This window comes from Kineococcus sp. R86509 (genome assembly GCF_042466365.1).
In the GTDB taxonomy this organism is placed as follows: domain Bacteria; phylum Actinomycetota; class Actinomycetes; order Actinomycetales; family Kineococcaceae; genus Kineococcus.
In genome coordinates this window covers 3648183-3668062 of the sequence record NZ_JAXHCE010000001.1, presented here as the reverse complement: position 1 = coordinate 3668062, position 19880 = coordinate 3648183, and the positions used below count along the sequence as shown (strand labels likewise).

The window sequence follows — 19880 nt, the reverse complement described above, 5'->3', positions numbered from 1 at the left end:
TGGCGAGGGGTGTACTGCCGGTGAACCCCTCACCAGGGCACCGCTCCCGGGCGGTGCGGGGACCGGGACGGGGCCACCATCGAGGTGTCCCAACCCGGCCTGACGAGACCGTGCAGGCCGACCGAACCGAGGAGAACCCCTGTGCGCGCCGTCGTGATGCACGCCCCCGGAGACGTCCGTGTCGAGGACGCCGACCGCCCCACGATCGTGGAACCCACGGACGCGATCATCCGCCTGGCCGCGACCTGCGTCTGCGGGTCCGACCTGTGGCCCTACCGCGGCTCCGACGAGGTGACGACGCCGCAGCCGATGGGCCACGAGTACTGCGGGGTCGTCGAGGAGGTCGGCGCCGACGTCCGGAACGTGGCGGTCGGCGACTTCGTCGTCGGGTCGTTCTTCGCCTCCGACAACACCTGCGAGATCTGCCTGGCCGGCTACCAGACCGGCTGCGTCCACCGTCAGCCCGGTGCCCCCAGCGGCGCCCAGGCGGAGTACGCCCGCATCGCCCTCGCCGACGGCACCCTGGTCGCCACCCCGGGCCAGCCGGACGCCGACCTCGTCCCGTCTCTGCTGGCCGCCTCCGACGTCCTCGGCACCGGGTGGTTCGGGGCGGTCGCGGCCGAGGTCGGCCCCGGCAAGACCGTCGCCGTCGTCGGGGACGGCGCCGTGGGCCTGTGCGCGGTCCTCGCGGCCCGCCAGCTCGGCGCGGAGCGGATCATCATCTCGAGCCGTCACGCCGACCGGCAGGCCCTGGCCCGCGAGTTCGGCGCCACCGACGTCCTCGCCGAGCGCGGCGAGGAGTTCGTCGCCGCGGTGAAGGAACTCACCGGCGGGTTGGGGGCGCACTCCGCGGTCGAGGCGGTGGGGACCCACGAGTCGATGCACCAGGCCATCGGGGCCACCCGCGCCGGTGGGCACGTCGGCTTCGTCGGCGTCCTGCACGACGTCGCCATCACCGGCGACGACATCTTCATGACCCACGTCCACCTCCACGGCGGACCGGCTCCCGTGCGCCGGTTCCTGCCCGACCTGATCCAGCTCATCTGGGACCGGAAGATCGACCCCGGCAAGGTCTTCGACCTCGAACTCCCGCTCGACGACGCCGCCGAGGCCTACCGGGCGATGGACGAGCGCCGCGCGACCAAGGTGCTCCTGCGGCCCTGACACCCCCACCCCACCAGGAAGGAAGAACCATGCAGCTCAGCACCCCCGCGGCGACCCAGAGGATGACGGCCACGTTCACCGGCGAGGTGCTGATGACCCCGCTGGCCGCGGGCGAGGCGCCGTCCCGGGTGGGAGTCGCCCACGTGCGGTTCACCCCCGGCGCACGCACCCACTGGCACGTCCACCCGATGGGCCAGGTCCTGCACGTCACCGACGGCACCGCCCTGGTGGTCACCCGGGACGGGTCGGTGCTGCGGGCCCGGGCCGGGGACACCGTGGTCTGCTCCCCGGGCGAGGAGCACTGGCACGGCGCCACCGCCGACTCCTTCGCCGCCCACCTGGCCATCCACGAGGCCGCCGACACCGACGACGGTGGCACCAGCCCCGTCACCTGGCTCGAACCGGTGACCGACGAGGACTACGCACGCGCCCAGGCCTGAACCGATCGGCCCGGTGCTCGCGCGAGCGCCCGGAGAACGACACCCGACCTTCCCCAGGAGATGACGCATGTCGATCGAGACCACGCCCACCGCCCGCTCCGACCGCCGACCCCCGAGCCGACGGGGTGTGCTGGCCGCGGCCGGCGTCGGCACGCTCGCGACCGCCGCCGTCGCCGTCGGCCCGCAGGACGACGCCGTGGCGAGCGAGGCGGAGCACGTCACGGGTGCGGACAACTTCCACACCAGCGACCGCGTGACGGTCCGCCGCGTGACGTTCCTCAACCAGTACGACATGACGTTGGCGGGCAACCTGTTCACCCCCGTGGACCTGCCGGAGGACGCCGCCGCGCCCGCGCTGGTGGTGGGTCACCCCATGGGGGCCGTGAAGGAGCAGAGCGCGAACCTCTACGCCACGAAGATGGCGGAGCGGGGCTACGTCACGATGTCGTTCGACCTGCCCTTCTGGGGCGAGAGCGACGGGTGGCCGCGGCAGTCGGTGTCCCCCGACCTCTACGCGGAGGCCTTCAGCGCCGCGGTGGACTTCCTCGGAACCCGGGCTCCCGTCGACCGCGGACGCATCGGGGCGATCGGCGTCTGCGGCAGCGGGGGTTTCGTCCTCAGCGCCGCCAAGCTGGACCCGCGGATGCGGGCGATCGCCACCGTGAGCATGTACGACATGGGCGGCCTGCACCGCGACGGCCTCGACGGCACGCAGTCGGCACAGGCCCGCCAGAGCTGGCTCGCGGACGCCGCCGAACAGCGCTACGCCCAGGTCGACGGCGACGACGTCGAGTGGGGCTACGGCACCCCGCTGGAGCTGACGGCCGATTCCACCGACATCGAGCGTGAGTTCTTCGACTTCTACCGGACCCCGCGCGGCGAGTTCACCCCCGCCGGCGCCTCCCCGGACCGCACGACGATGCGGCCGATCACGCAGGAGGCGAGGTTCGCGAACTTCCACCCCTTCGACGACCTCGAGACGATCTCGTCGCGGCCGCTGCTGTTCGTCGCCGGGGACCAGGCGCACTCCCGGCGGTTCAGCGAGGACGCCTACCGGCGCGCGGCCGAGCCCAAGACGTTGCACTGGGTCCGCGGGGCCGGGCACGTCGACCTCTACGACCGGGTGGACCTGATCCCCTTCGACCTGCTGGGAGAGTTCTTCGACCAGCACCTGGCCGGCTGAGCACCACGCGCTACCGTCCGCCGACGGGTTCCCCGTCCCCACCGCTCGAGCACCCTCCTGGAGGAACACCGTGACCACCATCGCCGTCGTCGGAGCAGGTAACGGCCTCGGAGCCGCGGTCGCGCGGAGGTTCGGGGCCGAGGGGTTCGCCGTCGCCCTCGTCTCCCGGACCCTCGCCCACGTCGAGGAGCTGGCGGCCGGGCTGCGCAGCGGTGGGACCGCGGCGAGCGGGTTCGAGGCCGACGTCCGGGACACCGCGTCCCTGACGGTGGCGCTGCGGGCGGCCCACGAGGAACTGGGTCCGGTGGAAGTGCTGCAGTACAGCCCGATCCCGGCGCAGAACTACCTGCGTGCCGTGGGTGAGACCACGAGCGCCGACCTCGCCGAGGCCGTCGCCTTCTCGGTGGTCGGGCTCGCGACGAGCGTCGAGGCGGTGCTGCCGGGCATGCGCGCCCTGGGCCGCGGGTCGATCCTCCTCGTCAACGGTGGCAGCGCCGTCCGTCCCCGGCTCGCGGTCACGGGGACGTCGGTGGCCTTCGCCGCGGAGAGCACCTACGGGGCACTGCTGCACGAGGGTCTGGCGGCCGACGGCGTCCACGTGGGTCAGCTGATCGTCCCGGGTGCGATCACCCCCGGTCACCCGACGCACGATCCCGAGGTCCTCGCCACGCGGTTGTGGTCGATGCACGCCGGACGTGAGCGGTTCCGCGAGTTCGCCGAGGCGATGGACTCGTGACCGACGTGCCGCGGAACCCGCCGGAGTTCGAGGGCAGGACCCTGCCGCGACCCCAGGACGACCTGGACGAGCAGGGCCTGGGTTTCGACGTCGTGACCGTGCTCACCCGTCGGCGTGCCCTGGGGGTCCTGGGGCTCGGACTGTCGGGGACCGGGTTGGTGGCGTGCTCCGACGACGAACTCGCTGCTGCGCCGGCCACCGGTCGTGGGGCGGGCGGGACGTCCGCCACGATCGCCGAGATCCCCGCGGAGATCGCCGGACCGTTCCCCGGTGACGGGTCGAACGGGCTGAACGTGCTGCAGCGCAGCGGAGTCGTGCGCGGTGACATCCGGTCGAGCTTCGAGATCAGCGCGACGACCGCGCCGGGGATCCCCCTGACGCTCACCCTGACCGTCCTCGACCTGACCCGGGGCGGGGTTCCGTTCGCCGGGGCCGCCGTGTACGCCTGGCAGTGCGACCGGGAAGGCCGCTACTCCCTGTACTCCCCGGAGTTGAAGGGCGAGAACTACCTCCGCGGGGTTCAGGTGGCCGCCGCGGACGGAACGGTGACCTTCACCTCCGTCTTCCCCGGGTGCTACACGGGACGGTGGCCCCACGTCCACTTCGAGGTCTACGCCGACCTCGCCGCGATCGACGACTCAGCCGACGCCCTCACCACGTCGCAGCTCGCGCTGCCCGAGGCCGACTGCACCGCCGTCTACGCCACCACCGGGTACGAGCGGTCGGCCGTCGAACTGGCCGGCGTCACCCTCGCGGACGACCTCGTCTTCCGCGACGACCTGGGCGTGCGGCAGCTGGCCACCGTCACCGGGGACCCCGGGGACCCCGGGGACGTGGCGGCGGGCTGCACCGCCACCCTGACCGTCGGGGTCGGACGCTGACGGGTCTGCAGGTCCCGGGTCCGGCGGCCCCCCTCGGTTTCCGCCCACCCTGCACGGGTAGCTCCCCGGTGTGAACGATCACGATCGCCGGCGCTACCTGACCGTCTACCTCAACGACCACCTCGCCGGGGCGACGGCGGGCCGGGCCCGCTTCGCCCGCAGCGCCCGGGCCCACCGGGGGACCGAGACCGGGCGCGCGCTGGACCACCTGCACCACGAGATCGTCGAGGACCGGCAGAGCCTGCTGCACTGGATGCGGGTCCTCGGCGTCCCCGTGGAGCGCCCGTTGCAGTACGCCGGCCGGGTCGGGGAGGCGCTGGGAGCGCTCAAACCGAACGGGCACCTCGTGCGGCCCTCACCGCTGCGGACGGTCATCGAACTGGAGGGTCTGCTGCTGGGGGTCCAGGGCAAGGCCGCCGGGTGGCGCAGCCTGCGGGAGCTGGCCCTGACCGACGAGCGCCTGGACGCCGAGGCCCTGGAGGAACTGGTCCAGCGCGCCGACCGTCAGGCCGCCGAGCTGGAACGGCTGCGGCGCGCTGCGGTCCGCGACGTCCTGGGGGGCTGAGGCTCCGGTGGTCGTGGCGCGACGCTCGCTGCCCGTGGGGGTCCTCGTCGGGATCGGGGTCGCGGGGTTCCTGGACGAGACGGTGTTCCACCAGCTCCTGCACTGGCACCACTTCTACGACCGCTCCACGTCGACGGTCGGTCTCGTCTCCGACGGCTGGTTCCACGCCGGCAGCTGGATCGCCGTCGTCGCCGGCCTGTTCCTCTTCGCGGACCTCCAGCGGCGTCGGGCCGTCGTGGGCCACCGCGTGCTGGCTGGCGGCCTCTTCGGCTGGGGCGGGTTCCAGCTCTATGACGGGCTCCTGCAGCACAAGGTGTTCGGCCTGCACCAGATCCGCTACGGCGTCGACCTGTGGCCCTACGACGTGGCGTGGAACCTGGCCGCGCTGGCCGGGTTGGCGGCCGGCACCGTCGTCCTGCTGGTGGGACGTCGGCGCGGGCGGCGGCGGGACGCGTGATCCCCGGCTGGGTGCTCCTGCTCGCGGCGGGGGTGCTCCTGGCGTCGTACCTGGTGGCGGAGGGCGGTCTGCACCGGCGGGGTGACCGGTGGCCGGTCCCGCGGACGGGTGCCGCCGTCGCCGCGGCGGTGGCGTGGGCGGTCGCCGGGTTGTGGCCGGTCCGCGGGGCCGTCGACGACGTCGTCGTCCACCTGCTGGTGACGATGGCGGCGCCCGTGCTGCTGGCGTTGTCGGCCCCCGTGAGCCTCGCCCTGCGGACCGTCCCGCCCCGGCTGCGCGGACTGCTCGTCCGGGCGCTGCACCTGCACTGGTCGCGGGTGGTCACCTGGCTGCCGGTCGCGACCGCCCTCGAGGTCGGCGGTCTCTACCTGTACTACCTGGTCCCGGTCCCGCCCTCGGTGCACGGCCTGCTGATGGTCCACATGGTGGCGGCGGGGTGGCTGTTCGCGACGGTCCTCGTGGGTCCCGACCCCGTGCCCCACCGGCCGGTCCTCGCGGCCCGGGCGGTGGCGCTGCTGACCGTCTTCGCCGCCCACGACGTCCTGGCCAAGCTGCTCCACGCCCGCGGGGGCGGAGCAGCCGCCGAACTCCTGTTCTACGGCGGTGACGTCGTCGAACTCCTGACCGCGGTGGCGCTGTTCGGCCGGTGGTACCGACGGTCCCGCCCCCGTCCGGTCGGCCGTCCGCCACGTCCCGGTGCCGTCCGGGACCGCGCCACGCGCTGAACCCGGCACGGAGCACTTGCGGGCGCGCCCGGTCGGGGTCATCGTGGCGGGAGGTCGAGCCGGGGCCGTCGTCCGAGCCCAGGAGCAGCCGTGCAGCAGCCCACCTCGCAAGAGCGTCTCGAACACCTCACCCGGTCCCTCGTGCTGCACCTGCGGGACGTCCTCGACCAGTACCCCGAAGGCGCCGTGCTGCTCCCGCAGCAGGACGGCGAGCTCTCCGCCTGGTCGTCGCGGGTCCCGGGGTTCCCGGGTCCGATCGCCGTCGGGGTCTGCGCACGGTCCGCCCTGGAGGGCCCCCTCGCCCACGCCGTGGAGGAGGCGCACGACGGTGGAGGTGTCCTGGTCGTCTGCGACGTGACGGACACCCCGACGGGTCAGTCCCGTTCCGTGATCCAGCTCCCCGACGACACCGACGTGGTCGAGGTGCACCACCCCTCCGAGATCGCCGGCGCGGTCATCGAGGCGCTGGCCGGGGACGTGCCCCTCGTGCTCGACGTCCGACTGAGCCAGGAGGAAGGTGCGTCGATGTTCTCCTCGGGACGGGGCGCCGAGGTGCACTGACCGCCGGACCGGACCGCCCCGTCAGAACTCCGCCGTCTCGCCCCGGGCGACGTAGCGCACCACCGGTCCGAGCCCGCGGCGTTCGACCTCGGCCCGGAAGTCGGACAACGGCGAACGGAAGACCCCGTAGTCGTCGTGGTGCACGGGCACGGCCTGCGCCGGACGCACCAGCTCGAGGACGTCGGCTCCGGCCACACCGTCCAGGGTGACCACCACGCCCCCCGGCAGCGTGGTGCCGCCGAGGTGCAGGACGGCGAGGTCGACGTCGGGGTAGCGCGTGGGGATCTGCCGCAACTCCGGGACGTTCAACGTGTCGCCCGACAACCAGACCCGGCGCTCCACCGCTCCCCCCACCCGGGAGAACTCCAGCACGCTGCCCATGACGGGGGGCAGGAGGGACTCCACCGCCCCGAGGGCGTGCCGAGCCGGGGTCGCGGTGACGACGACCTGGTCCGACCCGGTGGTGAGCGTGCTCGACTCCCACGTGAACAGGCCACGGACGTCACCGAAACCGTGACGGCCCGCGAGCCGTCGACGCGCGTGCGGGGTCGTGACGATGGGCACCCCGTGGTCGAGGCCCCGCCGGGCCACCCGGTCGAAGTGGTCGCCGTGCAGGTGCGAGAGCACCACCCCGCTGAGCGGTGGCAGTTCCGCCACGGACAGCGCGGGTTCGGTGAGACGGCGGGACAGGAGCCCCTTGCCGAGGTAGGCGAACTGGCCCCGGTGCAGGAAGTTCGGGTCGGTCAGCACGGTCAGGGCCCCCCACCGGAGGAGGACGGTGGCGGTGCCGACGAACGTCAGCGAGAGAGGTCGGTCCACACCGTGCAGCTACCCAGCTGCGGGCCGGACACTCGTGACCACTCGCAGGTGACCCACCAGCGGAGCGCGAACCCGTCCCGAGGGGTGACGTCGCCAGGCCGGGTTCACTCCCTCCCCCGGCCGCCGGCGGTCACCGGGCCACCGCCCGGCGCTGATCGCGGCCACACCGTGTACCCGACCGCCCACAGGACCTCGACCGCCACCACCACCCCGAGCACGGGGTGGAACTGCTCCAGCGCAGCGGTCCGGGAAGGGTCGTCGATCCAGGCGCGAACCCCCAGGAGGAGCGCGGTCGCCACGAGGGCTCCGGCCGCGGTGCGCAGCACGTCGGCCCAGCAGTGGCGCGCGTAGTCCCAGCGGTACAGCGCCACCGGCGCGGGACCGCCCGCGAAGCGGTGGGCGAAGCGGAGGTCGGCCCAGGCCACCAGCCGGCGGCCGTAGGCGAGCGTGAACCCCAGGTAGACCGCGGCGAGACCGTGCGCCCAGCTCGCCTGCGCGCCGGCTCGCAGGTGCGCGGCGGTCGCGACGAGCAGGACGAGGTCGACCAGCGGAACGGCCGACAACAGCACGGCACCGACCGCTGGTGCCCGCAGCGGGTAGCGAGCCAGCAGACCCGCCACGACCAGCAGCCAGAAACCCACCTCGCAGGCCGCGATGAGCAGCACCACAAGAACCCCTCCTTTGCGAGTACGATCGTACTAACAAGTAAGTTAGCACGGTCGTACCAGCAACGTAGGGTTCCCTCGTGCCCAAGCTCATCGACCACACGGCCCGCGAGATCGAGGTCGCCGAAGCCGCCTGGCGGGTCGCCGCGCGTGACGGCGTCCGCGGGGTGTCGGTGCGCTCCGTGGCCGCCGAGGCCGGCCTCGCCCCCGCCTCGCTGCGACGGGCCTTCCCCACCCAGGCCGCGCTCCTGGCCTACTGCCTCGACCTCATCCGTCGGCGCGCAACGGCCCGCATCACCGCGCTGGCCGAGATCACCGACACGGCGTCCGCCGCCGCGGTGCTCGAGGAACTGCTACCCCTCGACGAGGAACGTCGCCTGGAGGCGGAGGTGCAGTTCTCCCTCGGAACCGCAGCCCTGGCCGACCCGTCGCTGAGGACCGTGGCCGACGCCGCGCACCGGGACGTCGCCCACGCCTGCCGTCTCGTCGCACGGGTCCTCACGACACCGCCGCGGACGGAACGCACCACCGCGACGTTGCACGCCCTCCTCGACGGTCTCGCCCTGCACCTGATCCGTCAGGGGAAGGACGAGTCGACCGACTGGGCGGTGGAGGTCCTGCGGCGACAACTCGCCGACCTCCACCCCGACGGCGGCGGTTCGCGGAACTCGGGGGCGTGACGGTCCGGGACAGGCCCGCCCCGGAAGGCGCCGGTGGCGACCGTCAGTGCCCGTAGTCGCCGGCCAACTGCTCCTGCTCGGACAGGACCGCCGCGATGTCCGCCTGGACGACGTCCAGCTCACCGATCACCCGGCCCGTCTCACCGATCCCCGCCGCGACGCTGCGACTGCTGGCCTGGATGTCCGCGATTTGCTCGCCGACCCGCTGGGTGGCCTCCGCCGTCGCCCGTGCCAACTCCTTCACCTCTCCCGCCACCACCGCGAAGCCCTTCCCCGCCTCGCCGGCACGAGCGGCCTCGATGGTGGCGTTCAGCGCCAGCAGGTTCGTCTGCCCCGCGATCGAGGAGATGATCTTGATGACGTCGCCGACGGACGTGGTGACCTGCTCCAGCGCTTCCACCTCCTGCACCATGGCGCTGGCCTGGTCGCGCGCGGCCCCCGCCACCCGGTCGGAGTTGTGGGTGGCCTGGCGCAGCCGCGACACCGTGTCCATGAGCGACCGTGCCGAGGAGGCGTCCTGCTCCGCACGGTGCAGCATCTCCAGACGCTGGGACAGCAGCTGCGCGACGTTGCGCAGCGCCTCGGCCCGCGTGGCGGACAGCTCGATGCTGTCGGTGGTGAAGAAGTCCATCGTGCCCACCACCTCACCCCCGCTGAGCAGGGGGAAGCAGACCCCGGAGCGCACCCCGGCCCGCTGGGCCGCCGGTGCGCGCACGCAGTCGGTCATCTCCGCCAGGTCCGCGACGAAGACCAGGTCGCGCGCCTTCCACGCCCGGCCCGACAGGCCCACCCCCTCGGCGAAGGAGGCGCGCAGGGTGACGTCCCGGAACTCCTGCCCGGCCGAACCGGACTCCAGCTGGAACTTCAGCGTCCGGTCCGTCTCGTCCAGGGCCCAGAACGAGCCGTAGGCCCACCCGAACGCGCTGCGGACCGTCTCCAACGCGGTGCGCAGGGCGCTCGCGGCGTCCGGTGCCTCCCCGACCCGGGCGATGACGGTCGTCACGGCCTGGCGGTCGTGGAGGGTCTCCGCGAGCGCCGCGGCGGACAGCGCGTGCTGCACGCCGTAGGCCACGACGCGGCTGATGGCCTTCCACTTCTCCGTGCGGACCCCGAAGAAGGGCAGCGGGGCGCTGCCGTAGTACTCGTGCAGCGCCACGACGCGACCGCCCACGACGACGGGGAGGATCGCGCCCTGACCCGCACCCGCACGCGCGGCGACGGTCCAGCGCTGGTAGGTGGGCACCTCGGCGGTGGAGGACTCGTCCAGCACGGCCATGGTGTGGGTGGCGGCCCACTGCAGCTGGTCGGGGTTCAAGGTGATCGTGTCGCTGCCACTGCGCCCGAGCACTTCGCTGAACGCTCCGGTCTCCGCGACCAGGCGGAAGGGGTGACCGACCCCGGTCGAACCTCCGGGGGCGGGCAACCACACCGCCCCGTAGCCCAGCCCCAGCGCCTTCGAGAGGGCCACGACGACCGCACGGTGCGCGTCGACCTCGTCCTCGACGCCACCGGACAGGGCGGCGAGCACCGCTTCGAGGGCTTCCACGTCACGCGGCATCGGCTGCGCGTGGTGGGCAGGACGGGAGTTGCGGCGTCCGAGCACGTGCGGGCACGTCCTTCCGGTCACGAGGTCCGGGGGCGCGGCGCGGCGAGTCCTGACGGAGCTCGACCGAGGAGCCGTGCTGGTACCCGGGGCCGGCTGCTCGACCTGGTGGGTGATCTCGTCGAGAGCGCAGAAGCGTTGTTCGACGGCGCACGCCCGGGGGGTTCCGGGACCACGCCCCCACCACATCGGCAGGTGGGCGGGGATCTGGAGGGGCAGTGCGCTGCGACTTCCACCCGTGGGCCCCGGCGGGGGCGCTGCCCCGGCCGGGGTCCACGGAGTGTCACTGCGCTGCAGCCGGTCCGGGGAACGGACCGTACGCAGGACCCTCAGCTGCGGCCGTACCGGCGACGGAACTTCTCGACACGTCCCTCGGTGTCCAGGACGCGGGCGTTGCCGGTCCAGAACGGGTGGCTGGCGGAGGAGACGTCGACGTCGACGACCGGGTAGGTGGCGCCCTCCCACTCCACGGTGGGCAGGCCGGCGCGCGCGGTCAGCGTGGAACGCGACAGGAACGCGGTGCCGGCGGACTTGTCGCGGAACACGACGTCGTCGTAGGCGGGGTGGGTGTGGAGCTTCACGATGACCTCCGGATGGGGCTGTTCTGACCTTCCCTCATGAGAACTCTTCTCAGTGAAGGGTTGTTCCCGTCCCCGGGCCCGCGCACACCTACGCTGGCGCGGGTGAACAGCAGCAGGAGATCCGGACGTAGCGAACGCGCGGTCCGCGCCGTGCAGCACGCCACCCGCGTGCTGGACCGCCCCGCCACCACCGCCCGCCTGGGGCAGCGCCTGCACGACCTGACCGAGGCGGCGACCGACCTCGCCGCCGACGCGGGTCTCGACCTCGACTCCCCCACCGACCTCTACGGCGACGGCGTCGTCACCGTGCTGGAGCGACGCGTGGCCGATCTCCTCGGGAAGGAGGACGCCGCGTTCTTCCCCACCGGCACGATGGCCCAGCAGGCGGCACTGCGGTGCTGGGCCCGCCGCGGAGGGTCGGACGGTGTCGCCCTGCACGCCCTGTCCCACCCCCGCCTGCACGAGTCCGAGGCCCTCACCCGCCTCGCCGGCCTGCACACCGTCCCCCTCACCACCGCACCGCGACCCACCAGCGCCGAGGACGTCCGCGCCGTCGCCGAACCGTTCGCCACCCTGGTCCTCGAACTCCCCCTGCGCGACGCCGGGTTCGTCCTGCCCTCCTTCGAGGAACTGGTGGACGTCACCGCCGCGGCCCGGACGCGCGGCGCGTCCGTCCACTTCGACGGCGCCCGCCTCTGGGAGACCACCACCCACTTCGGCCGTCCCCTCCCCGAGATCGCGGCCCTGGCGGACAGCGTCTACGTCTCCTTCTACAAGTCCCTGCGCGGCCTCTCCGGGGCCGCCCTGGCGGGACCCGCCGACTTCGTCGAGGAGACCCGCCTCGAACGTCACCGCTACGGCGGCAACGTCTTCCAGCAGTTCCCGGCCGCCCTCACCGCACTGCACGGCCTGCACCGCGAACTCCCCCGGTTGCCCGGCCACGTCGCCCACGCCCGTGTCGTCGCCGAGGCCCTCACCCGAGAACTGGCCGAGCGACCCGACCGGGGGTCCCCCGGTTCCCCCGGGGCCGCGGTCCACCCCGCCGTCCCGCACACCCACCAGTTCCAGTTCTGGTTCCCCGGGTCCGCCGACCGGCTGAACGAGGCCGCCACCCGGCAGGCCGAGCGGACCGGCACCGCACTGTTCGCCAACCCCTGGCGCGAACCCGGACTGCCCCCGGGGTTCTCCTTCACCGAGATCACCGTCGCGGAGGCCGGGCTCGCCTGGAGCGCCGACGACGTGCGCAGCGCCCTGCACGAGTTCCTGGAGTTCTTCGACGCGGGTGCCTGAACGGAGGTCCTCTCCACCACCGCGGCGCGCTCAGAGGCGGAAGGTGTCCACCGCCGACGCAACCGCAGCGACGTCTCCCGCGACGACTCCACGGAGGCGCGCACCTGCTCCAGACCGGAACGGCCTGCGGCGCTGGCCCCGGCCGCGGCGGTCAGTACCCCGGCGATCTCGTGGGTGCCGTTCGCGGCGCCGCCACGGTGCGGGCCAGTTCACCGGTCGTCGCCGTCTGTTCCTCGACCGCGGCGGTGATGCCGGCCTGGTGGTCGACGTCCGCTCGTTCACCCGTGGCCACGCGCGCCAACCGGACGCGGTGCAATCCCGCCTGCTGGCGAACTTGCAGGCGTTTTCGACGACGGTCGGGGCGCCAGCGCTGCCCGACGCGAGCGAGCCGGGAAACTCTCGGGAGACGGGCTGGCCCCCTCACACGCTGCACCGGCACGCCGATCGGAACGCAGGCCAGGACGAACTGGTCGTCGTCCGGGCCGGTTCGGCGCACTACGACCACTCAGTCGTGACCATGGCCCGCCGGGCCGGGGCGCGGTTCTCGATCGACACCCGGGCGAATACCTCTGTGCGGCAAGGCAGCTCATCGATCCTCGAGGAGGAGCGGATCGGCATCGAGTACGTGGAGGAGGTCTGGAACGAGGAGGATCAGCGGTGGGTGTCCGACGCCGAGGTCGCCGAGATCGAGTGCGCCACCTTCACCGGCTGCCGTGAGATCGAGCATCTCACTGCCGCCTCCTGGTGCGGCGGATCCGGCGCCCGAACCTCGCCGCGGCGGCCGCGGGGCAGGGTGAGTCGTTCGGCACCTACCGGTACCACGCGGTGTTCACCGACTCCCCGCTGTCGATGGTGGAGGCGGAGAAGGACCACCGCGCGCACGCGGTCATCGAGTCGGTGATCAGCGACGTCGAGGGCGGGCGTTGACGAACCTGCCTTCGGGAAGTTCCAGGCGGACGCGGCGTGGTCGGCGTTGGTGATGATCACCCACGACCTGATGAGGGTGTTCGCCGCGGTCGCCGGTGACGGGCATCGGCGGGAGGGGGCGGCGAGGATCCGCCGTGAACTCGTCCAGGTCCCGGCCCGGGTCGTGCCCTCGGCCCGCCGGTTGCGGTTGCACACCCCTGCCTGGTGGCGGTGGCAGACGGGTTCGAGAACGTCCTGACCACGATCGAACTGTGTGCGAGTTCGTTCCCCGGTCGCGTTCGGGCGTCACGAGCGCGCGGTGGTGGGCTGCGAGCAGGACGAACGTCGAGTTCTCCCCCGCGGGCAGGGACTGGTGCTACCGTCGATGACGTCGGGTACCCCGCGGCCGGAGCCTTCGTGCCCCGGATCGTCCAGCACGCGGGTCTTGAAGATGAGCAGTTCCAGCCAGACTCCGTTCATTCGGCCACCCACCACGCCGGTCCCGGATGATGTCCCAGACCAGGCCCAGGTAGGCGCACGCGCGCAAGTGGTCCGGTTCCACATCGCGGACTGGGAGATCGGGTGCTGCAGCCCGCGCCCGATCGTCGGTCAACCCCTGGACACCTACCGACTGTTCTTCTCCCCTGCCGGTCCCGACAACGCCGGGTGGTCCGGCTTGGACGAGGACGTCGATCTCGATGCTCTCCCCGAAGAGGTCTTCTACCCGGCAGACATGGATGAGGTGACCCCGGGTGCGACGGGTCGACGGGTCCGGCGCGGGCACTTGATCGGGGAGTTCCACACCACATCCGAGACCGTCCCCGCCATCTACGGCACCGTCGTGCGCACCCGCATCGTCGTCCTCGATCGCGTCCTGGTCTCCCAGGTCCTGCAGGAGGGCTACGAACCAGCGGACGTGTGGGTGCCGGTCCCGGAGAGCTTGCGCCTGCGTGAGGTCACCGGCCCTGCGTGGGACTTCGAGCAGCACTGTGCACCTGCGCAGGCTCTGCACGGGGACGTCAGCCACGATCACGACGACGGCGTGCTGGTGGACCTGGTCGTGCAGCAGCGACCCGCGAGCACGAAGGTCCCGCCGGGGCCGCCGCAGCGGCCGGTGCGAGGCAGGGAGTGGTTCACCCGGCGACCGCGCAAGAGCAGCGCCTGAGCGGCTCTCCGCCCGGTCGTGGAGTGACGGCGGGGTCGTGGCTGCGTGGGACCTGGACAGCGCGAGCAGTCGAGGACCGAACGCGGGCGTACGGTGAAGCCACCCAACCTTTCACGTTCACCCCAGATGCGCTGGTTTACGGACTATCCTTGCGCATCCGGAGTGGAAGGGAAAGGATGAGTCCGTGGCCGGCACGCACGAGACGCACTGGGAGGGCCAGCCCGACGCGGCCAGCCGCATCGGCCGCAAGGGTGGGCCCTACCGCGTCTACACCCCAGACCGGCTCACGAGCCGCCCCCTCATCCTCGACCGCGACGTCGATGCCCTCGCCGCCCGCACCGAGACCAGCGTGCGCCGCCTCGTGGACCACCCCGGCTCTCGCGGACTGGAAGGACTCTCCCGCTTCCTCCTGCGCTCCGAAGCCATCGCCTCCTCCCGCATCGAAGGCCTGGAAGTCTCCCCCCAGCAGGTCGGCATCGCCGAACTCTTCTCCAGCGAGGGCCTGCACCGCAAAGCATCAGCGACTGCGCGACGCGTCGCCGCGAACATCACGGCCGTGCAGCAAGCCGCCACGACCGTCGCGGGCATGGACTCCATCACCCTCGACGCCGTCGAAGCCGTCCAGCGCACCCTGCTCGACGGCGAACCCGAGGCCCACGGCGTACGCCAGACCCAGAACTGGATCGGCGGCAACGGCTACAACCCCGTCGCCGCCGACTTCGTACCGCCCGTCCCGGACGACGTGCCCGACCTCATGCAGGACCTGATCACGTACCTCAACGGCGGCACCCACGCGCCCCTCGTCCAGGCCGGCATCGCCCACGCCCAGTTCGAGACGATCCATCCCTTCCCCGACGGCAACGGCCGCGTCGGGCGCGCCATCATCCACGCCGTCCTCGTACGCCGCGGCCTCACCCGAACCGCCGTCCTGCCCATCAGCCAGGTCCTCTTCACCCGCTCCCGGGACTACGTACGAGCCCTCACCGCCTACCGCTACGACGGCGCCCCCACCAGCCCCCAGGCATCCGAGGGCATCTCGCAGTGGCTGCGCACCTTCCTCACCGCCACCCAGACCGCCGTCGAGCAGGCCGCCACCTTCGCCGCCGAGTTGGAGAACCTGCGCACCGAGTGGACCACCGCGCTCGCAGCCCACCGCTTCCGCAAGGGCCTGCGTCCTCAACCTCGCGCCAACTCCGCCGCCGCGAACATCCTGCTGGGCTTGCAGGAGACCCCCGTGCTCACCACGACCACCGTGATGGACACCTACGGCGCCTCAGCGCCAGCAGCACGGGACGCTCTCGACGAACTCACCGAGGCGGGCATCCTGACCCGCAAGAAGTACGACCAGAAGACCAACTACTACCTGGCGTTGGACGTCTTCGACCTCATCACCAGCGTCGAGCGTCAGCTCGCGAGCACCCAGTGGGACACCTCCCAGCAACGGCCCTCACGCCCAGTGCCCTACCGCCCCCGATCCTGAGCCACGGGGCCCGCGGGACCCACCCCGTCGGTGCCGCTCGGCGCTCCACCGGCACCACGGTGGGCGAAGTGCCCCGAACACCCCACTGCCTGGCTACGTTGCGTGGGCGGACGCTGGAGCGGGAGATGGCCGACGAGCCGTCGAACACCGCCCGCGGGCCGCGCCGCACTCCCCCGTCCGCCTCGACGACCCTCCCGAGGCCCCGACGGGGACCTCAGGTCGAGGTCCGCGAACCGCGCCATCGGACGCAAACGTTTCCTGCGCGTCTTCTGGCGCGATGCCTCCGGCCACATCCCCCTGGGTGTTCCAGCCGTGATCCTGTCGATCGCCATCGTGACCGGGTACGACCTCACCAACGGCGACTCCTCCCCCGAGACCGGACCTGAACCACAGGCGGATCAGATGGCTGAAGTCTTGGAAGCCGGCGCGGAACTCCAGCGCCTCGGCGAGGGACCCGCTGCACCCGACGTTGCGGTGTGGTGGTGTGAGGACCACACCGCCGTCACGCCGACTCCCCTGATCTCCGGTTTCGCCCAGGCGCGAGTCGTCATCCGGAACCAACGACACCCGGCCTCACTCGTACCGCGTCGCCATGGACGTCGACCGTGGAGGAGGAGACGTCGACGACCTGCAGGCTTCGGTGACGTCGATCCTGGAACCACGACCGTGCACGACGTTGCCTACCGGTACGACGCGGTGTTCACCGACTCCCCGCTGCCGATGCTGGTCGCGGAGAAGGATCACCGCGTTGGCTGCGATCGCGCACAACGTGACCGGCGCCATTGCCGCGTTGGCCGGGACCACCCACCCGTCTCGAACGGGCCAGGACGATTCGGTGCAAGCCGATCAGCTTGCCGGCGCGAGTCGCGTTCTCGGCCCGACGGCTGCGGCTGCACGCCCCGTCCGGCCGGCCCCGACCGTCCGGATCGGAGAACGTGTTGGCCGCCATCGGTCAGATCGTCCGGCCCCAGCCGGTCGCGACCCGCCGGACCTGAGCACTGCCCGACGCTCACCGCCCGAGAGAGCACGACCAGGAATCGCGGCGGAAGATCCGGTACCCGGTCGGCGGCTGCCTCATGCCTCGCTCGTGGTGACCGGTCATCCGGCAAGTCACCACGAGCTCACCGGTCATCCGGCGATGGATCCAGGTTCAGTGCTCGTTCAATCCGCGTCGGCGCTGGGGACGTAGGCGCCGGGGACCTGCGACGGGGCGTAGATCACCGAGTCGCCGGGGTAGGGCACCTTCCAGCCGTGGGTGCGGTACCAGGTGTAGCGGTTCATCTGCTCGGGGTTCGCGTGGTCGGCGACGGCGTTGGTCCCGGTGAAGCGCTGGTCCTTCGCCCAGGTCGTCCACTGCCCGGCGACGTCCGTCTGCTCGTCGGGGACGGTGAGCTTCTGCTGCACCTCGGCGCTGAGCAGCTGCGCCGCCTTCCCGGTCCGCCCCAGGGTGTCCGTGCCGCAGTTCGGTGCGGTCGCGACCCCTTCGGTCAGCGGCACCTGGTTGGGCAGCGCGGTGAAGGGGGTGTTGTCGGGCTGGGCGGTGAAGGCGCTGAACATGGGCGTGGCCGCGGCCAGCTTCTGGTTCAGGGGTTGGGCGCCGAGGATCTGCTCGATCGTGCGCACCACCGTGAGCTGGGAGTAGTAGGTGCTGTCCACCTTCCCGCGCTGGGCCCAGGGGCTGATGATCTGCACGGGGGCGCGGTGGCCGTCGACGTGGTCGGCGCCGGCCTGGCTGTCGTCCTCGACCACGAAGATCGCGGAGTCCTTCCAGTACGGGCTGTGGGAGATCTCGTCGACCACCTTCCCGACCGCGAGGTCGTTGTCGGCGACCTGCGCCTCGGGGTCGGGGGTGCCGCCGGTGTGGTCGCTGGAGAGCCAGAACGTGTTCAGGGCCGCGGGGCCGTTCTTCTCGAAGTCCTGCTTCCAGACCTGGTAGCGGTAGAGGTCGGGGATGTCGGTGTCGAACTTCGGGTAGGCGTGGTCGGTGATCGCGTTCAGCGAGGGGATCGGGGACTGGGTGTCCGTCCGGATCGCGGGGTCGAACAGGGTGGCGGGATCGGCGCCCTGTTCCACACCCGTCGCGGCGCAGTAGTACGACTGCCAGGTGGCCGTGGGGGGTTTCGTCTCGAACTGGGTGAACTCGCCGAAGTTGCGCGCCGACTTCCCGGCCGACTGCGCCGCGGTCCACAGGAACCCGGAACGCTGGTGGCCCAGGACGTCGTCCTCGGTGTCGTAGCTGCGGACGTACTCCCCCGCGGAGGACTCGCTGTAATCGGGGTTGTCGCCCTGCATCAGCCAGTTGTGGCCCTCGGCGGAGTTCGTGCCGACGTCGTAGAGGTTGTCGTAGAGGCCGAACTGCTGGGCCAGGGCGTGCTGGTTGGGGGTCACCTGCTGACCGAACTGGGCCAGCGCGGGGTCGCCGTTGCCGCGGGGGTCGTCGCCGTAGATCTGGTCGTAGGTGCGGTTCTCCTTCACCAGGAGGAACACGTGCTTGATGGTGGAGGGGTCGCCGACCCGTTCCGGCACCGCGACCGGGGCCGCCGGGTGGCGGCCGGCCTGGGCGACGTCGTCCTGGCCCCAGCCGTTCTGGGCGAACACCGTCGCGGTGTCCCGCCGGATCTGCTGGTCCGTGGGGAGACGGAAGCGGGTCAGGGACGCCGTCGTGCTGTGCGTGCCGTGGCCCGTCGCCGGGATCGTGCCCGTCCCCTCCTGGAACGTGAGTTCCGGACCGCGGGCGTCGATGCCGCGGGTGTTGGTGACCACGACCTGGTCGCCGACGGTGGCCACGTCGGCCGGGTAGTAGTCGGTCGGCAGCAGCCCGACGTAGCCCACGGGTTCCTGGGGCCGTCCCGCGTAGCGGTAGACGGCGACGGCGTTGGCCCGGCCCAGGGTGACGAGGAGGTGGCCGTCCTTCGTGGTGGTGACGGCGGTGGGCTGGTACCCCACCACCGAGGACGCCCAGGGTTTGGTGGAGATGGTCTGCACCACCCTGTCCTTGCGGGTGTCGATCACCGAGACGGTGTCGGAGTTCGTGTTGGCCACGAACAGCGCACCGGCGCGGACGTGCAGCGCGGTGGGGTGCAACCCGACGTCGATGGAACCGACCGCGGCGTCGGGACGGGTGGGGTCGATGACGCTGACCGTGCCGGTGGTGGACGTGCCCAGGTACGGGTCGGCGGGCACCTGGGTGCCGTAGGAGTCGATCGCCGCCTCGCCCGGGCGGGCCGGGCGGCCGCCCTCGTCGCTGACGTAGAGCTTGCCGGCGACGACGGCGATCTCGCGGGGGGCCGTTCCCACGGCCCAGGTGCGCAGGACCCGTCCGCCGGCGGCGTCGAGGGCAGCCACGGTGTTCTGCCCGTTCAGCGGCACGTAGAGGGTGGAGTGGTCCGGGGAGTACACCGACCTGCCCGGCAACGCCGACTGACCGTTCAGCTGCGGCAGCGCGATCGTCGTGCCGGCACCCAGGGTTCCGTCGGGGTTCACCGGGAACCGGGTCAGCGCGTCGGCCTGGGACAGCCACAGCCACTTGCCGTCCGGGGAGAACGTCGGGGCCTCCTGCCCGACGCTGCCGTCGGTCACCTTCAGGTCGGCCGTGGCCGCCGTCCCGACCGTCCAGACGAGTTTGTACGTCTTCAGGTCGAAGACCTGCAGGACGATCGACTTGTCGGTGCTCGCGGCGGCCAGGAACCGGCCGTCGGGGCTGACGGTCGAGCCCATGATCTTGCCGTTGTCGGTGACCAGCCGGTCGCCGATCGGTTTGAGGACCTGGTCGTCGGAGACCTGCAGGCCCTCGGGGTAGAGGGTGCCGACCTGGTGGTGGTCGAAGCCCGTGGTGCCGGCGTAGGCCACCCCTCCCCCCACGACGACCAGGACGGCGGTTCCGGCGGCGGCGACCTGCAACGGCCGCCGACCGAGGCGCTGCAGGAGTTCGATCCGCGCCTTCGGGGTCGTGCGGCGTCGGGTGACGGGGTTCATCGGG

The 19880-nt window shown here is 72.2% G+C and carries 22 protein-coding genes; 15 read left to right on the top strand and 7 right to left on the bottom strand.

Going from position 1 to position 19880, the window contains the following annotated elements; all coding sequences use genetic code 11:
* The first annotated feature begins 141 nt into the window (after positions 1–141).
* The 9 genes from SJY07_RS17935 to SJY07_RS17895 all read left to right on the top strand — a co-directional run bounded on the left by SJY07_RS17935 (position 142) and on the right by SJY07_RS17895 (position 6712).
* Positions 142–1164 carry a zinc-dependent alcohol dehydrogenase family protein gene (locus tag SJY07_RS17935; RefSeq protein WP_380160939.1) on the top strand — a complete coding sequence of 341 codons (1023 nt, stop codon included), beginning with the start codon at positions 142–144 and terminating at the stop codon, positions 1162–1164.
* A 29-nt stretch (positions 1165–1193) separates the two neighbouring features.
* Positions 1194–1604 carry a cupin domain-containing protein gene (locus SJY07_RS17930; protein ID WP_380160937.1) on the top strand — a complete coding sequence of 137 codons (411 nt, stop codon included), beginning with the start codon at positions 1194–1196 and terminating at the stop codon, positions 1602–1604.
* A gap of 67 nt (positions 1605–1671) precedes the next feature.
* The gene (locus tag SJY07_RS17925; RefSeq protein WP_328292863.1) at positions 1672–2787 is read left to right on the top strand and encodes an alpha/beta hydrolase; all 1116 of its coding nucleotides are present in this window, start codon (positions 1672–1674) and stop codon (positions 2785–2787) included.
* Positions 2788–2857: 70 nt separating this feature from the next.
* A complete protein-coding gene (locus SJY07_RS17920) occupies positions 2858–3523 on the top strand; it encodes an SDR family NAD(P)-dependent oxidoreductase (protein ID WP_380160935.1) in 666 nt (221 codons plus the stop codon).
* Complete coding sequence (locus SJY07_RS17915) at positions 3520–4404, top strand: 3,4-dioxygenase subunit beta (RefSeq protein ID WP_328292865.1); 885 nt, start codon at positions 3520–3522, stop codon at positions 4402–4404. The genes SJY07_RS17920 and SJY07_RS17915 overlap by 4 nt, the downstream gene beginning before the upstream one ends.
* Before the next feature lie 70 nt (positions 4405–4474).
* Positions 4475–4969: a hypothetical protein gene (locus tag SJY07_RS17910; protein WP_380160933.1), complete on the top strand. Its 495-nt coding sequence runs from the start codon at positions 4475–4477 to the stop codon at positions 4967–4969.
* 13 nt (positions 4970–4982) lie between these two features.
* Positions 4983–5426 carry a DUF2243 domain-containing protein gene (locus SJY07_RS17905; RefSeq protein ID WP_328292867.1) on the top strand — a complete coding sequence of 148 codons (444 nt, stop codon included), beginning with the start codon at positions 4983–4985 and terminating at the stop codon, positions 5424–5426.
* Positions 5423–6151, top strand: a complete 729-nt coding sequence (locus SJY07_RS17900; RefSeq protein WP_380160931.1) for a cytochrome c oxidase assembly protein — start codon at positions 5423–5425, stop codon at positions 6149–6151. The genes SJY07_RS17905 and SJY07_RS17900 overlap by 4 nt, the downstream gene beginning before the upstream one ends.
* 90 nt (positions 6152–6241) lie before the next feature.
* Entirely contained in the window at positions 6242–6712 is a 471-nt protein-coding gene (locus SJY07_RS17895) for a hypothetical protein (RefSeq protein ID WP_380160929.1), read from the top strand.
* A 21-nt stretch (positions 6713–6733) separates the two neighbouring features.
* On the opposite strand, the gene SJY07_RS17890 is transcribed toward SJY07_RS17895, so the two are convergent.
* Complete coding sequence (locus tag SJY07_RS17890) at positions 6734–7531, bottom strand: MBL fold metallo-hydrolase (protein ID WP_380160927.1); 798 nt, start codon at positions 7529–7531, stop codon at positions 6734–6736.
* Positions 7532–7635: 104 nt separating this feature from the next.
* Positions 7636–8196, bottom strand: coding sequence for a hypothetical protein (locus tag SJY07_RS17885; protein ID WP_328292871.1), 561 nt, complete (start codon positions 8194–8196; stop codon positions 7636–7638).
* A gap of 80 nt (positions 8197–8276) precedes the next feature.
* Between SJY07_RS17885 and SJY07_RS17880 the strand changes: the two genes are divergently transcribed.
* Positions 8277–8876, top strand: a complete 600-nt coding sequence (locus SJY07_RS17880) for a TetR family transcriptional regulator C-terminal domain-containing protein (protein ID WP_328292872.1) — start codon at positions 8277–8279, stop codon at positions 8874–8876.
* Between the two features lie 43 nt (positions 8877–8919).
* Here SJY07_RS17880 and SJY07_RS17875 read toward each other — a convergent pair whose 3' ends face one another.
* Together SJY07_RS17875 and SJY07_RS17870 are read right to left on the bottom strand one after the other, a co-directional pair.
* Positions 8920–10422 (bottom strand): methyl-accepting chemotaxis protein, encoded by a 1503-nt coding sequence (locus SJY07_RS17875; RefSeq protein WP_380160924.1) that lies wholly within the window; start codon positions 10420–10422, stop codon positions 8920–8922.
* Between the two features lie 386 nt (positions 10423–10808).
* Positions 10809–11060 (bottom strand): type B 50S ribosomal protein L31, encoded by a 252-nt coding sequence (locus SJY07_RS17870; RefSeq protein ID WP_328292874.1) that lies wholly within the window; start codon positions 11058–11060, stop codon positions 10809–10811.
* A gap of 93 nt (positions 11061–11153) precedes the next feature.
* On the opposite strand from SJY07_RS17870, the gene SJY07_RS17865 reads away from it, so the two are divergent.
* Entirely contained in the window at positions 11154–12350 is a 1197-nt protein-coding gene (locus tag SJY07_RS17865; protein ID WP_380162400.1) for a threonine aldolase family protein, read from the top strand.
* A gap of 151 nt (positions 12351–12501) precedes the next feature.
* Here SJY07_RS17865 and SJY07_RS17860 read toward each other — a convergent pair whose 3' ends face one another.
* Positions 12502–12642, bottom strand: a complete 141-nt coding sequence (locus SJY07_RS17860; protein WP_328292876.1) for a hypothetical protein — start codon at positions 12640–12642, stop codon at positions 12502–12504.
* A 294-nt stretch (positions 12643–12936) separates the two neighbouring features.
* The gene (locus tag SJY07_RS17855) at positions 12937–13077 is read right to left on the bottom strand and encodes a hypothetical protein (RefSeq protein ID WP_380160921.1); all 141 of its coding nucleotides are present in this window, start codon (positions 13075–13077) and stop codon (positions 12937–12939) included.
* Positions 13078–13094: 17 nt separating this feature from the next.
* Between SJY07_RS17855 and SJY07_RS17850 the strand changes: the two genes are divergently transcribed.
* From SJY07_RS17850 to SJY07_RS17835, 4 genes are all read left to right on the top strand, one after another.
* Positions 13095–13277 carry a hypothetical protein gene (locus SJY07_RS17850; protein ID WP_328292878.1) on the top strand — a complete coding sequence of 61 codons (183 nt, stop codon included), beginning with the start codon at positions 13095–13097 and terminating at the stop codon, positions 13275–13277.
* A 70-nt stretch (positions 13278–13347) separates the two neighbouring features.
* Positions 13348–13515, top strand: coding sequence for a hypothetical protein (locus SJY07_RS17845; RefSeq protein ID WP_328292879.1), 168 nt, complete (start codon positions 13348–13350; stop codon positions 13513–13515).
* A gap of 288 nt (positions 13516–13803) precedes the next feature.
* Positions 13804–14421: a hypothetical protein gene (locus SJY07_RS17840; protein ID WP_380160918.1), complete on the top strand. Its 618-nt coding sequence runs from the start codon at positions 13804–13806 to the stop codon at positions 14419–14421.
* A 184-nt stretch (positions 14422–14605) separates the two neighbouring features.
* Positions 14606–15901 carry a Fic family protein gene (locus SJY07_RS17835; RefSeq protein WP_380160916.1) on the top strand — a complete coding sequence of 432 codons (1296 nt, stop codon included), beginning with the start codon at positions 14606–14608 and terminating at the stop codon, positions 15899–15901.
* 1161 nt (positions 15902–17062) lie between these two features.
* Here SJY07_RS17835 and SJY07_RS17830 read toward each other — a convergent pair.
* On the bottom strand, positions 17063–19876 hold the full coding sequence (locus tag SJY07_RS17830; protein WP_380160915.1) for an alkaline phosphatase family protein: 2814 nt from the start codon (positions 19874–19876) through the stop codon (positions 17063–17065).
* Positions 19877–19880 lie beyond the last annotated feature (4 nt).